Origin of the sequence: Burkholderia sp. PR2 (assembly GCF_052372875.1) — a bacterium.
Classification (GTDB): Bacteria; Pseudomonadota; Gammaproteobacteria; order Burkholderiales; family Burkholderiaceae; genus Burkholderia; species Burkholderia diffusa.
Window position 1 is genome coordinate 126,950 of the sequence record NZ_JBQRWH010000001.1, and the last position, 12,566, is coordinate 139,515.

A 12,566-nucleotide genomic window follows, 5' to 3' on the forward strand; every position below is an offset into this window, starting at 1 on the left:
TGAACGAGGAGAAAGAAACATGTTGCTGATCGAATGTCCGTGGTGCGGGCCGCGCGCCGAATCCGAGTTCACGTGCGGCGGTGAAGCCGACATCGTGCGCCCGGTTGCGAACGAGAACATGACCGACCGCGAATGGGGCGAATACGTGTTCATGCGCGAGAACAAGCGCGGTATCCACCGCGAGCAGTGGCTGCACACGCAGGGCTGCCGCCGCTGGTTCAAGGTCACGCGCGACACGGTGACCTACGATATCAAGGGCTACGAAAAGTTCGGCGGCGCAGCCGCCGGCAACGCACACGAAGAGGGCACCAGCAAATGAGCCAGAAAGACCGCCTCGGCACCGGTGGCCGCATCAATCGCGCGATTCCGCTGACGTTCACGTTCAACGGCCGCACGTATCAGGGCTTCCAGGGCGACACGCTCGCGTCCGCGCTGCTCGCGAACGGCGTGCACTTCGTCGCGCGCAGCTTCAAGTACCACCGTCCGCGCGGGATCGTGACGGCGGACGTCGCGGAACCGAATGCCGTCGTGCAGCTCGAGACCGGCCCGTACACGGTGCCGAACGCGCGCGCGACCGAGATCGAGCTGTACCAGGGCCTCGTCGCGACGAGCGTGAACGCCGAGCCGTCGCTCGAGAACGACAAGTACGCGATCAACCAGAAGTTCTCGCGTTTCATGCCGGCCGGGTTCTACTACAAGACCTTCATGTGGCCGCGCAACATGTGGCCGAAGTACGAGGAGAAGATCCGCGAGGCCGCCGGCCTCGGCAAGGCGCCCGAGGTGCTCGACGCCGATCGCTACGACAAATGCTACGCGCACTGCGACGTGCTCGTGGTCGGCGGTGGCCCGTCGGGCCTCGCCGCCGCGCATGCGGCCGCGACGGCCGGCGCGCGCGTGATCCTCGTCGACGACCAGCGCGAGCTCGGCGGCAGCCTGCTGTCGTGCCGCGCGGAAATCGACGCGAAGCCGGCGCTGCAGTGGGTCGAGAAGATCGAGGCCGAACTGCGCAAGCTGCCCGACGTGACGATCCTGTCGCGCAGCACCGCGTTCGGTTATCAGGACCACAACCTCGTGACGGTCACGCAGCGCCTGACCGATCACCAGCCGGTGTCGATGCGCAAGGGCACGCGCGAGCTGCTGTGGAAGGTCCGCGCGAAGCGCGTGATCCTCGCGACCGGCGCGCACGAGCGTCCGATCGTGTTCGGCAACAACGACCTGCCGGGCGTGATGCTCGCCGGCGCGGTGTCCACCTACGTGCATCGCTACGGCGTGCTGCCGGGCCGCAACGTGGTCGTGTTCACGAACAACGACCGTGCGTACCAGACCGCGCTCGACCTGAAGGCGTGCGGCGCGAAGGTGACGGTCGTCGATTCGCGTGCGTCGTCGAACGGCGCGCTGCCCGCGGCCGCGAAGCGGCAGGGCGTGACGGTGATGAGCGGTGCAGTCGTGACGGCTGCTTCGGGTAAGTGGCGCGTATCGTCGGTCGACGTCGCGTCCTACACGAACGGCCAGACCGGCGGCAAGCTGCAGTCGCTGCCGTGCGACCTCGTCGCGATGTCGGGCGGCTTCAGCCCGGTGCTGCACCTGTTCGCGCAGTCGGGCGGCAAGGCGTGCTGGAACGACGAGAAGGCCTGCTTCCTGCCGGGCAAGCCCGTGCAGGCGGAAGCGAGCATCGGTGCGGCCGCTGGCGAGTTCGGTCTCGCCCGTGCGCTGCGGCTCGCGGTCGACGCGGGCGCCGAAGCGGCGAAGGCATCGGGCTTCACGGCCGCGCAGCGCCCCGTCGCGCCGCAGGTCGCGGAAGCCGTCGAAGGCGCGCTGCAGCCGTTGTGGCTCGTCGGCAGCCGCGAGGCCGCCGCACGCGGGCCGAAGCAGTTCGTCGACTTCCAGAACGACGTGGCGGCCGCCGACATCCTGCTGGCCGCGCGCGAAGGTTTCGAGTCGGTCGAGCACGTGAAGCGCTACACCGCGATGGGCTTCGGCACCGACCAGGGCAAGCTCGGCAACATCAACGGGATGGCGATCCTCGCGCAGGCGCTGGGCAAGACGATTCCGGAAACGGGCACGACGACGTTCCGCCCGAACTACACGCCCGTGTCGTTCGGTACGTTCGCGGGCCGCGAGACCGGCGACTTCCTCGACCCGATCCGCAAGACGGCCGTGCACGAATGGCACGTCGAGCACGGTGCGATGTTCGAAGACGTCGGCAACTGGAAGCGGCCGTGGTATTTCCCGAAGAACGGCGAGGACCTGCATGCGGCCGTGAAGCGCGAATGCCTGGCGGTGCGCAACAGCGTCGGCATCCTCGACGCGTCGACGCTCGGCAAGATCGACATCCAGGGTCCGGATGCAGTGAAGCTGCTGAACTGGATGTACACGAACCCGTGGAACAAGCTCGAGATCGGCAAGTGCCGTTACGGGCTGATGCTCGACGAAAACGGGATGGTGTTCGACGACGGCGTGACGGTGCGCCTCGCCGACCAGCATTTCATGATGACGACGACCACCGGCGGCGCGGCGCGCGTGCTCACGTGGCTGGAGCGCTGGCTGCAGACCGAATGGCCCGACATGAAGGTGCGGCTCGCGTCCGTCACCGATCACTGGGCGACGTTCGCGGTGGTCGGCCCGAAGAGCCGCAAGGTTGTGCAGAAGGTGTGCCAGGACATCGACTTCGGCAACGACGCGTTCCCGTTCATGAGCTACCGGAACGGCACCGTCGCGGGCGTGAAGGCGCGCGTGATGCGGATCAGCTTCTCCGGCGAACTCGCGTATGAAGTGAACGTGCCGGCCAATGCGGGCCGCGCGGTGTGGGAAGCGCTGATGGCGGCCGGTGCCGAGTTCGACATCACGCCGTACGGCACCGAGACGATGCACGTGCTGCGCGCGGAGAAGGGCTACATCATCGTCGGCCAGGATACCGACGGCTCGGTCACGCCGTATGACCTCGGGATGGGCGGGCTCGTCGCGAAGTCGAAGGACTTCCTCGGCAAGCGTTCGCTGTCGCGCTCCGATACGTCGAAGGAAGGCCGCAAGCAGTTCGTCGGCCTGCTGACCGAGGACGAACAGTTCGTGCTGCCCGAAGGCGCGCAGATCATCGCGAAGGACACGCAGGTGTCGGCGGTCGATCCGACGCCGATGATCGGCCACGTGACGTCGAGTTATTACAGCCCGATCCTGAAGCGCTCGATCGCGCTGGCGGTGGTGAAGGGCGGCCTGAACAAGATGGGCGAGAGCGTCGTGATTCCGCTGGCCAACGGCAAGCGCGTCACCGCGAAGATCTCGAGCCCGGTTTTCTACGATACCGAAGGGGTGCGCCAGCATGTGGAATGAAACGAGAAACCAGTCGCAAGTGGCGGGCGCGGGCGTGAGGCTTGAATCGCCGTTCGTCGGCGCGGCCGATGTGCTGAAGGCGCATCAGGCGCGCGCATCGAAGAAGTTCATGCTGCGCGAGCGGGCCTTCCTCGATCTCGTGAACGTGCGCGGCGAGCTGAGCGACCCGGCATTCGTCAGCGCGTTCGAGCGCGTGGTCGGTTGCCGGCCGCCGTCGGCACCGAACACGGTGGCGCGCGGCGCCGAGTACGACGTGTTGTGGCTCGGTCCCGACGAGTGGCTCGTGCGCTCGAACGGGCCCGTGCAGGCGGGCGTGCTCGAGGCGCAACTCGCGGAGGCCGTGCAGGGTTCGTATGCGGCGGCGGTCGACGTCGGCAGCGGCTACACGGTCGTCGAAGTCAGCGGCGAACGCGTGCGCGACGTGATCGCGCGCGGCTGCCCGCTCGATCTGCATCCGCGCGTGCTCAAGCCGGGCCAGTGCGCGCAGTCGCACTACTTCAAGTCGCCGATCACGCTGATCCCGACCGGCGACGATACGTTCGAGATCGTCCTGCGTCGCAGCTTCGCCGACTATTTCGTGCGCATCATGCTCGACGCCGCGGCGCCGCTCGCGTCATGAAGCCGTTCGACGAACCGTTCGTGGCGATCGACGCGCCGCGCCTGCGCGGGCGCGGCTGGAGCGTGTTCGTCGACGAACTGAAGGTGCCCGCGCGGATCGGCATCCACGCGCACGAGCACGAGGCGCCGCAGCCGATCGTGATCGATGCGCGGCTCGGGTATCGCTGCGAGCCGAGCGAGCAGGGCGAGTGGATCGACTACGATGGTTACTGCGCCCGTGTCGCGTCGTTCCTGTCGCACAAGCCGCATACGCGGCTGCTCGAAACGCTCGTCGCCGATCTCGCGGTGATGTCGTTCCGCGAATGGCCCGCGCTGGAGTCGCTGACGCTGTCGATGTACAAGCCGAAGATCCGGCCGGGGACGAAGCGCGTCGGCGTGTCGCTCGACTGGACGCGTGGGGATTACCTGCGGTGGACGGGGGCTGCGGGGCAGCTGTAACGGGCTGAGCAGCCCGTATCGTTCCGAGGCGGCGCGTCATGACGAAGTCACGACGCGCCGTTTCTCTTTGCAGCGCTTATGCCGCGCCGCTCAGCGCCGGATAGTCGACATACCCGCGTGCATCGCCGCCGAAGAACGTCTCGCGCTGCGCGTCGTTCATCGGCGCGCCCGTCTTCACGCGCGTCACGAAATCCGGATTGGCGAGCACCATCTGGCCATACGCTTCGAGATCGGCGAGACCCGATGCCACATCGGCACCGATCGCGTCGCGCGTGCGCCCCGGGCGGTTCAGGATCAGCGTGCCGCGCCAGCGCGCACGCAGGTCCGCGAGCAGCGATTCATCGCCCTGATGCATCACGTGCAAATAGGCGAGGCCGAGCGCGTCGAGCTGCGTCGCCAGGTAGCGGTAAAGCTCGGCGCTTTCCGGACCTTCGTCGATCCCCCACAGCGTGGTGCCGGGCGACAGGCGGATCGCCGTGCGATCCGCGCCGATCTCGTCGGCGATCGCGGCAGCGATTTCGATCGCGAAGCGCGCGCGATTCTCGATCGACCCGCCGTATTCGTCGGTGCGCATGTTGGCGTTCGGCGCGAAGAACTGCTGGACCAGATACCCGTTCGCACCGTGAATCTCGACGCCGTCGGCGCCGGCCTCTATCGCGCGTCGCGCGGCGAAGCGGAAGTCGCTCACGGTGTCGCGCACCTCGGCCGTCGTCAGTGCGCGCGGCGCCGGAATCTCCTGCATGCCCGTCGCCGTGAACATCGGCACGCCCGGCGCGATCGCCGACGGCGCAACGCCTTGCCGGTGGTGCGGCGTGTTGTCGGGATGCGACATGCGGCCCACGTGCATCAGCTGGATGAACAGGCGGCCGCCGCGCGCATGCACGTCGTCGCTGATCCTCTTCCAGCCGGCGACGTGTGCGTCGGTATAAATACCCGGCGTCGTCAGGTAGCCCTGGCCGTCGGCCGACGGTTGCGTGCCCTCGGTGACGATCAGCCCGAGGCCCGCGCGCTGCGCGTAGTACTCGGCGGCCCACGCGCCGGGCGTACCGTCGAACGCGGCGCGGCTGCGCGTCATCGGCGCCATCACGAGGCGGTTGTCGAGCGTGTACCGGCCGACGCGCACCGGGGTGAACAGTTGCGGCGTGTCCTGATCGGTCGGGGCCGGAACGAACAGTTGTTTCATCGTGTTTTCCTCATCGAAGTTCGGGATGCGCCACCGGGGCGATGCCGCATCGGGCGGCGGCCGCGCGCGTTGCGCCGGCCTCGCCTCCACGTCAGCATCATCCATTGCTTCCTTTTCGAGATAAACCGGGTATCGTGGAGATCATTGATCCATTGATGGAGCAGTCGGCATGGAACTGCTGAACGACATGGCGCTGTTCGTGGAGGTCGTGAAGGCGCACGGCTTTCGTAGTGCCGCCCAGACGCTGGGGATGCCGAATTCGACGTTGTCGCGGCGGATCGGCGCGCTGGAAAAGGCGATCGGCCTGCGATTGCTGCATCGCACGACGCGCCGGATCGAGCTCACGGAGGCCGGGCAGCTGTACTTCGAGCGCTGCAAGCGCATCGTCGACGAGGCGCGGCTCGCGCACGAGCAGCTCGGCGGGCTGCTGGCCGAACCGTCCGGGGTGCTGCGCGCGTCGTTTCCGGTCGATTTCGCGGTGATCTACCTGACGCCGCTGGTCGTCGAATTCGCGGAACGGTATCCGAAGCTGACGTTCGATTTCGAGCTGACGTCGCGGCGCGTCGACCTGGTGAGCGAGCCGTTCGACGTCGCGATCCGCATCGGCGAATCCGCGGATTCGCAGCTCGTCGCGCGGCGGCTCGCGACGTTGCGCGGCAACCTGTATGCGTCGCCACGCTATCTCGAACGTTCGGGCGAGCCGCTCGAACCAGGCGACCTGACACGCCATCAGTGTCTGAGCGTGCAACGCGTCACCGCGTGGACGCTGCGTCGCGGCGAGCGCACGGTCGACGTGCCGGTGGGCGGGCGGTTCGTCGTCAACAGCGTCGGCATGAACCGGCAACTGGCCGTGCACGACGCGGGGATCATCCAGTTGCCGGAGGAAGTGGTGGCCGACGACGTGGTCGCCGGCCGGCTGCGCCGCGTGCTACCGGAATGGGAGGGCACCCCGGTGCCCATCTATGCGATGACCGAAACGCGTTTGCTGCCCGCGAAAACGCAGCATTTCATCGAATTTCTGCGCGCGCATTTCGCACGCGAGTGAGCGGCGGTACGTGCCGTCGTGCGTCCCGCCGCTGGCGGATACGCAGGTACGCGCGGTGCGTAGCGTGAGGTGCGCTTACTTCGCGTTGCGGTTCGCGGCGGGCGCCGCGGTCGACAGATCGCTGACCGGCATCATGCGCGCGTTCGTATCGTTCGCGCCTTTCGCGCCGTCTTCGGGTTCGAGCACGAAGCGGAACGTGTCGACCCGCTGCATCACCTTCGCCGCATACGCATTCGATCCGCCGTAGCTTTTCAACCCGGCCTGCACGTTGCCGCCGGCCGCCCGCACATAGCCCGACAGAATCTTCGAGCCGGCTTCGACGTTCGCATTCGGCTCGGTCAGGTCTTTCACGTTGCGCAGCATGCCGCGGTGCGCGGAAGGCACGACCTGCATCAGTCCGGTCGCGCCACGCTGGCCGCGCGCCTTTTCCTGGAAGCGCGATTCGATCGAGATAATGGCGTAAACGAGTGCCGGAGGCAGCGAATATTTCGTCGCAGTCATGTTCACGATATCGGCGAGTTTCGCGGCGCGCTCTCTCGCGACGCCGAATTTCTTCGTCAGGTAGGACGTGATGCGACGGTTTGCTTCGTTGGGCTGATCGTTCGCGAGCGGGACGGAGGCCTCGGTCGGCGCGGATGCGGCGGCTTCGGGCGCGGAGGCGGGCAATGCGGGCGCCTGCTGCGCCGAGGCCTGGTGCGCGATGCCGAGCGAAAACACGATCAGCCAGAGAAACCGTCGTCGCATGGTGAAGTGCGGGGAAATGGGAGGCGCATAGTATATCGGCCAATCATCTGGCGTGTGCGAGCGCGGGCTCGAATGAAAGCGCGATGTAGGCTTTTGTCGGCGGGTGCCTCGCACAGACGCGATCGTTGCACGAATACGTATCGGAGTCCGGATGAAGAACGGCCGGATTTTCTCTCGCGTCCCCCATTTCATATGCGTATCGCGATCGCGGATGCGTGCTACGCCCGCCGCGCGCTTGCCGCCCGTGCAAGCGCGCCGATCGCATCACTGACCAGCACCGCGAGCAGCCCGACGATCACGCCGCCCTGCAGCACGAACGCCGTGTTCGATGTCTGCAGGCCTGCGATGATCACATCGCCGAGCCCGCGCGCGGCGACCGTCGACCCGATCGTCGCGGTGCCGAGATTGATCACGACCGCGAGCCGGATCCCGTTCACGATCACCGGAAACGCGAGCGGCAGCTCGACCGACACCAATTGCTGCCAGCCGCTCATCCCCATCCCGCGCGCGGCGTCGACGACGTCGCGCGGCACGTCTTCGAGCCCCGCGATCGTGCTCTCGAAAATCGGCAGGAGACCGTACAACACGAGCGCGATCAGCACGGGTTTCAGCCCGAAGCCAACGGCCGGCACCGCGAGCGCAAGCACTGCCACCGGCGGAAAGGTCTGGCCGATGTCGACGACGCTGCGCGCGACCGGCAGGAAATCCGCGCCGGCCGGACGCGTGACCGCGATGCCGGCCGCGACCGCGACCAGCGTGCCGATCAGGCTCGACAGCGCGACGGTGCCGAGATGCGCGAGCGTGAGATCGAGCAGGCTCGCACGATCGTAGATGACCGGCGCGCCGTTGTCCGCGAACGGCGCGAACACGCCCTGCAGCCATGCGGGGCGCAGCAGCAGCACGAGCAGCAGCACAAGGGCGGCCGCACGCGCGACATACGCAGGAAACCGCCGCGGCAGGGTCGAACGCGCGGGCTTCATCGTCATGCGGGCTTCCTCGCATGCGCGCGGATCGCATCGAGGGTGATGCGGCGCGCAGCGTGCCCGTTGCCGTCGTCGACCGGCAATGCGTCCGCTCCGCGCCACAGCAGCTCGGACACCGCGTCGCGCAGCGTGCGCGTCGCGGCGATCGGTTCGCCGTCGGCATGGCCGGGTTCGGCCACCGCGTCGATCGGCGTCAGCGCGAGCAGGCGCAGCGGCCGGTCGACGCCGGCGACGAGCTGCTCGACGACACCCGCGGCCGGCTTGCCGAGAATCTCGGCCGGCGGCGCAACCTGCAGCAGCCGTCCGCCGTCCATCACCGCGATCGTGTCGCCGAGCTTCAGCGCTTCCTCGATATCGTGCGTGACGATCACGACCGTGATGCCGAGGCGGCGCTGCAGCGCGTACAGGTCGTCCTGCGCCTTGTTGCGGATGATCGGATCGAGCGCGCCGAACGGCTCGTCCATCAGCAGCATCGCGGGCTCGGCCGCGAGCGCACGCGCGACGCCGACGCGCTGCTGCTGGCCGCCCGACAGTTCATGCGGCAGCTTGTCCGCGAACTCGGACGGAGCAAGATGAAACAGGTCGAGCAGTTCGCGCACGCGCGCGTCGATGCGCTCGGCCGGCCAGCCGAGCATGCGCGGCACGGTCGCGATGTTGCGCGCGACGCTCCAGTGCGGAAACAGGCCGTGCCCCTGGATCACGTAGCCAATGCGCCGCCGCAACTGCTCGGGCGGCACGCTCGCGGTGTCGACGCCGTCGATGCGAATCGTGCCGGCGGTCGGCGCGATCAGCCGGTTGATCATCCGCAGCAGCGTCGACTTGCCGCTGCCCGATGCGCCGACGAGCGCGGTGATCGTGCCTTGCTTCATCGTCAGCGAGACGTCGTCGACGGCGACGACGTCGCCGAAGCGTTTGCCGATGCGTTCGATCTCGATCATGCGGTACGTCCCTTCGCAAGCGTGGTCGCGGCTTCGAACACGACGGCGGCCGCCAGTGCGAGCGCGATCGTCGGGATCGCGCCGAGCAGTACGAGATCGGCGGCCGATTGCCCGATCCCCTGGAAGATGAAGGTACCGAAACCGCCGCCGCCGATCAGCGCGGCGACCGCGGTCAGCCCGATGTTCTGCGCGAGCACGATGCGCACGCCGCTCAGAATCACCGGCAATGCGAGCACGAGATCGACGCGCAGCAGCCGCTGCGCGCGCGTCATGCCCATCGCGCGAGCCGCTTCGGTCACATGCGGCGGCACCTGCTCGAGCCCGACCACGACGCTCGACGCGATCGGCAGCAGCGAGTAGAGAAACAGCGCGAGCACGGCCGGCGCGACGCCGATCCCGCGGATGCCGAGCGCGGCCGCGAGCGGCACGTGCGCGGCGAGCAGGCCGAGCGGTGCCATCATCAGCCCGTACATCGCGATACTCGGGATCGTCTGCACGATATTGAGCACCGGCATCACGACGGTGCGCACCGGTGCGACCCGCGCACACGCGATGCCGAGCGGCAGGCCCGCGACAAGCGCGGCCGCGACCGATCCGCCCGCGAGCGACACGTGCCGGATTGCTTCGCGCCAGAAGTCGTCGCTGCGCACCGCGTATTCGCGCATCACGGACAGGCCGTCCCACCAGCCGGTCGCAAGCGGTACCGATATCGCCGCGATAGCGACGACGAGTGCGACGAGGCGGCGCCACGGGCCGAATGCGAGCCGCGCGAGTGCGTCGGCGACCAGCACCGCCCAGGCGAACAGCAACAGCCAGACGCCTGCCGCGGGCGACACGCGCGCGAGCACGTCGTCGGGTGCGACGACGTGCGTCGCCGCGGCGCCGACCGCGTAGGCGAGCGTCGCGAGCCATGTACAGCCCGCCGCGAGCCGCCATGCGGGGCGGCTCGCCGTCATCGCCCATAACGCGCCGACGACCCACAACGCGGCGAGCGCGGCCCCCTGCATCGCGGGCAGCGCGGCGAACGCCGACAGCCCCGTGCCGGCCGCGATCCGGTTCGGCCGAAGCACCATGAACGGCATGCCGAACACCGCGACGATCGTCAGGACACCGATCAGGATGCCGACTTTATCCAGCGCGATGCGTCGCGCGGACGCCACCGCGCGACCCGTCACTTGACGAAGCCTTTCGACTTCAGGTAGCTCTTTGCCACGCCGGCGGCCGGCTCGCCGTTGATCTGGATGCGCGCGTTCAGCATTTGCAGCGTCTTCAGGTCGAGGCTTTCGAACACCGGCTTCAGGTACTCGGCGATTTGCGGATGTGCTTTGAGCACGACTTCGCGAATCACCGGCGTCGGCGCATAGACGGGCTGCACGTGCTTGTCGTCGTCGAGCACGACGAGGCCGCTCGATGCGATCCCGCCGTCGGTGCCGTACACCATCGCCGCGTTCACGCCGTCGGTCTGGTTCGCGGCGGCCTTGATCGTCGCGGCCGTGTCGCCGCCCGACAGCACGACGAGCTGATCCGGTTTCAGCTTGAAGCCGTAGGCCTTCTCGAACGACGGCAGCGCGGACGCGCTGTTCACGAATTCGGCCGACGCCGCGAGCTTCAGCTTGCCGCCGCCCGCGATCCACTTGCCGAAATCCGAGAAAGTCTTCAGGTGCTGCGCTTGCGCGACCGGCGCGAGCACGGCGACGCCCCACGTGTTGTTCGCGGGCGCCGGCGCGAGCCAGACGAGATGGTTGGCGGCATAGTCGAGCTTCTTCGCGGTGTCGTAGCCCTGGCTTGCGTTCTTCCAGAGGGGATCGTCGGCCTTGTTGAAGAAGAACGCCGCGTTGCCCGTGTATTCGGGGTAGATGTCGATCTCGCCGCTCGTGAGCGCCTTGCGCACGATCGGCGTCGTGCCGAGCGCGATCTTTTCGGTGACGGGGATGCCATGGGACTTCAGCACCTGTGCGATGACGTTGCCGAGCAGGTTGCCTTCGGTGTCGATCTTCGACGACACCACGACGGGCGTGTCGGCGTGCGCGCCGGGTGCCACGACAGCGGCGGCGAACGCGAGGCCCAGGATTCGGGCGGGCAGGGCGAGCTTCATCGGGGCCATTCTCCAGAACGGGGACGTACGCCGAAAGTTACTTGACTGAGTCGGCTTTGGCAAACCATGTGCGGCGGCACGTCCACAGCGCGCGTGGGGATAACCCGCGCGCGTCACGCGCCGTTGTTAAACTGGAACGCATTCCCCCGCCTGCGGACATTTGCTGACATGAAGCCTGAGCTGCTGGTCCTTATCGCGCTGCGCGGCGACGCGCACCGCCAGATCTCCGCGTCATACGACGTCCATCATGCACCGCTCGCCGATGAACGCGAGCGCGCGATCGCCGAACACGGCAGCACGATCCGCGCGGTGTTGACCAACGGCAGCACGGGCCTGACTGCCGCCGAAATCGATCGTATGCCGCAGCTCACGTTCGTCAGCGCGCTCGGCGCGGGCTACGAGCACATCGATGTCGCGCATGCGAAGGCGCGCGGCATCACCGTGGTGACGGGCGCGGGCACCAACGACGATTGTGTCGCCGATCATGCGTTCGCGCTGCTGCTGGCGGCCGTGCGCAACGTCGTGCAACTCGACGCGAACACCCGCGCCGGCGTATGGCGCGACGCGCTGCCGATGCCGCCGAACGTGTCGGGCAAGAAGCTCGGTATCGTCGGGCTCGGCAAGATCGGCGAGAAGTGTGCGCGGCGCGCGGCCGGCTTCGACATCGAGATCGGGTATCACAATCGTTCCGCGAAGGATGTTCCGTATCGCTATTTCGATCGTGTCGAGGCGCTCGCGCAATGGGCCGATTTCCTGATCGTCGCGACGCCGGGCGGCGCGGGCACGCATCATCTGATCGACCGCACGGTGCTCGACGCGCTCGGCCCGGGCGGGTTTCTCGTCAACGTGTCGCGCGGCAGCGTTGTCGATACCGCTGCGTTGGCAGATGCGCTGCGCGAACGGCGCATCTCGGGCGCCGGGCTCGACGTGTACGAAGGCGAGCCGGAGCCGCCGCGCGCGCTCACGGCGCTCGACAATATCGTGCTGACGCCGCACATGGGCGGCTGGTCGCCGGAGGCGCTCGATCGTTCGGTCCAGCAGTTTCTCGACAACGCCGCGCGGCATTTCGCGGGGGAGCCGGTGCTGACGCCGGTGTGAGCGGCGCCGCCGCCGCGTGCGGAAGGGATGAAGGACGCACCGGCACGAAGATGAACCGGCCCGCCAGGACGAGAGAACCTTGCGTCGTGGCCGCGAA

12 protein-coding genes are annotated in these 12,566 nt (G+C 67.8%); 6 read left to right on the plus strand and 6 right to left on the minus strand.

The window, feature by feature from the left end; genetic code table 11:
- Window positions 1-19: 19 nt before the first annotated feature.
- The 4 genes from ACT2FV_RS00520 to ACT2FV_RS00535 are packed head-to-tail and all read left to right on the plus strand — an operon-like array spanning window position 20 to window position 4,383.
- A complete protein-coding gene (locus ACT2FV_RS00520) occupies window positions 20-319 on the plus strand; it encodes a sarcosine oxidase subunit delta (protein WP_059534095.1) in 300 nt (99 codons plus the stop codon).
- Window positions 316-3,327, plus strand: coding sequence for a sarcosine oxidase subunit alpha family protein (locus tag ACT2FV_RS00525; protein WP_151048177.1), 3,012 nt, complete (start codon window positions 316-318; stop codon window positions 3,325-3,327). Before ACT2FV_RS00520 ends, ACT2FV_RS00525 begins: the two co-directional genes overlap by 4 nt.
- Window positions 3,317-3,946: a sarcosine oxidase subunit gamma gene (locus tag ACT2FV_RS00530; protein WP_124901085.1), complete on the plus strand. Its 630-nt coding sequence runs from the start codon at window positions 3,317-3,319 to the stop codon at window positions 3,944-3,946. Before ACT2FV_RS00525 ends, ACT2FV_RS00530 begins: the two co-directional genes overlap by 11 nt.
- Window positions 3,943-4,383 (plus strand): dihydroneopterin aldolase, encoded by a 441-nt coding sequence (locus ACT2FV_RS00535; protein WP_059452158.1) that lies wholly within the window; start codon window positions 3,943-3,945, stop codon window positions 4,381-4,383. The genes ACT2FV_RS00530 and ACT2FV_RS00535 overlap by 4 nt, the downstream gene beginning before the upstream one ends.
- A 76-nt stretch (window positions 4,384-4,459) precedes the next feature.
- Here the strand turns inward: ACT2FV_RS00535 and ACT2FV_RS00540 are convergent, their stop codons facing one another.
- Window positions 4,460-5,566 (minus strand): alkene reductase, encoded by a 1,107-nt coding sequence (locus tag ACT2FV_RS00540; RefSeq protein WP_151048178.1) that lies wholly within the window; start codon window positions 5,564-5,566, stop codon window positions 4,460-4,462.
- Between the two features lie 169 nt (window positions 5,567-5,735).
- Between ACT2FV_RS00540 and ACT2FV_RS00545 the strand changes: the two genes are divergently transcribed.
- Window positions 5,736-6,611, plus strand: coding sequence for a LysR family transcriptional regulator (locus tag ACT2FV_RS00545; protein WP_151048179.1), 876 nt, complete (start codon window positions 5,736-5,738; stop codon window positions 6,609-6,611).
- A gap of 75 nt (window positions 6,612-6,686) precedes the next feature.
- Here ACT2FV_RS00545 and ACT2FV_RS00550 read toward each other — a convergent pair whose 3' ends face one another.
- The 5 genes from ACT2FV_RS00550 to osmF all read right to left on the minus strand — a co-directional run bounded on the left by ACT2FV_RS00550 (window position 6,687) and on the right by osmF (window position 11,371).
- Window positions 6,687-7,355 carry a lytic transglycosylase domain-containing protein gene (locus tag ACT2FV_RS00550; RefSeq protein WP_124901088.1) on the minus strand — a complete coding sequence of 223 codons (669 nt, stop codon included), beginning with the start codon at window positions 7,353-7,355 and terminating at the stop codon, window positions 6,687-6,689.
- Between the two features lie 218 nt (window positions 7,356-7,573).
- Entirely contained in the window at window positions 7,574-8,341 is a 768-nt protein-coding gene (locus tag ACT2FV_RS00555) for an ABC transporter permease (RefSeq protein WP_444502962.1), read from the minus strand.
- The gene (locus ACT2FV_RS00560; protein ID WP_444502963.1) at window positions 8,338-9,276 is read right to left on the minus strand and encodes an ABC transporter ATP-binding protein; all 939 of its coding nucleotides are present in this window, start codon (window positions 9,274-9,276) and stop codon (window positions 8,338-8,340) included. The genes ACT2FV_RS00555 and ACT2FV_RS00560 overlap by 4 nt, the downstream gene beginning before the upstream one ends.
- A complete protein-coding gene (locus ACT2FV_RS00565) occupies window positions 9,273-10,451 on the minus strand; it encodes an ABC transporter permease (protein ID WP_444502964.1) in 1,179 nt (392 codons plus the stop codon). Before ACT2FV_RS00565 ends, ACT2FV_RS00560 begins: the two co-directional genes overlap by 4 nt.
- Window positions 10,448-11,371 (minus strand): glycine betaine ABC transporter substrate-binding protein OsmF, encoded by a 924-nt coding sequence (gene osmF, locus ACT2FV_RS00570; protein ID WP_124622181.1) that lies wholly within the window; start codon window positions 11,369-11,371, stop codon window positions 10,448-10,450. Before osmF ends, ACT2FV_RS00565 begins: the two co-directional genes overlap by 4 nt.
- Before the next feature lie 168 nt (window positions 11,372-11,539).
- Between osmF and ACT2FV_RS00575 the strand changes: the two genes are divergently transcribed.
- Window positions 11,540-12,469 carry a 2-hydroxyacid dehydrogenase gene (locus ACT2FV_RS00575; RefSeq protein ID WP_444502965.1) on the plus strand — a complete coding sequence of 310 codons (930 nt, stop codon included), beginning with the start codon at window positions 11,540-11,542 and terminating at the stop codon, window positions 12,467-12,469.
- Window positions 12,470-12,566 lie beyond the last annotated feature (97 nt).

Bases quoted from the DNA above. Each gene is read 5' to 3' on its own strand.
- ACT2FV_RS00520 (WP_059534095.1), top strand. From the start codon at position 20: ATGTTGCTGATCGAATGTCCGTGGTGCGGGCCGCGCGCCGAATCCGAG.
- ACT2FV_RS00560 (WP_444502963.1), bottom strand. From the start codon at position 9,276: ATGATCGAGATCGAACGCATCGGCAAACGCTTCGGCGACGTCGTCGCC.
- ACT2FV_RS00530 (WP_124901085.1), top strand. From the start codon at position 3,317: ATGTGGAATGAAACGAGAAACCAGTCGCAAGTGGCGGGCGCGGGCGTG.
- ACT2FV_RS00540 (WP_151048178.1), bottom strand. From the start codon at position 5,566: ATGAAACAACTGTTCGTTCCGGCCCCGACCGATCAGGACACGCCGCAA.
- ACT2FV_RS00550 (WP_124901088.1), bottom strand. From the start codon at position 7,355: ATGCGACGACGGTTTCTCTGGCTGATCGTGTTTTCGCTCGGCATCGCG.
- osmF (WP_124622181.1), bottom strand. From the start codon at position 11,371: ATGAAGCTCGCCCTGCCCGCCCGAATCCTGGGCCTCGCGTTCGCCGCC.
- ACT2FV_RS00545 (WP_151048179.1), top strand. From the start codon at position 5,736: ATGGAACTGCTGAACGACATGGCGCTGTTCGTGGAGGTCGTGAAGGCG.
- ACT2FV_RS00525 (WP_151048177.1), top strand. From the start codon at position 316: ATGAGCCAGAAAGACCGCCTCGGCACCGGTGGCCGCATCAATCGCGCG.
- ACT2FV_RS00555 (WP_444502962.1), bottom strand. From the start codon at position 8,341: ATGACGATGAAGCCCGCGCGTTCGACCCTGCCGCGGCGGTTTCCTGCG.
- ACT2FV_RS00575 (WP_444502965.1), top strand. From the start codon at position 11,540: ATGAAGCCTGAGCTGCTGGTCCTTATCGCGCTGCGCGGCGACGCGCAC.
- ACT2FV_RS00535 (WP_059452158.1), top strand. From the start codon at position 3,943: ATGAAGCCGTTCGACGAACCGTTCGTGGCGATCGACGCGCCGCGCCTG.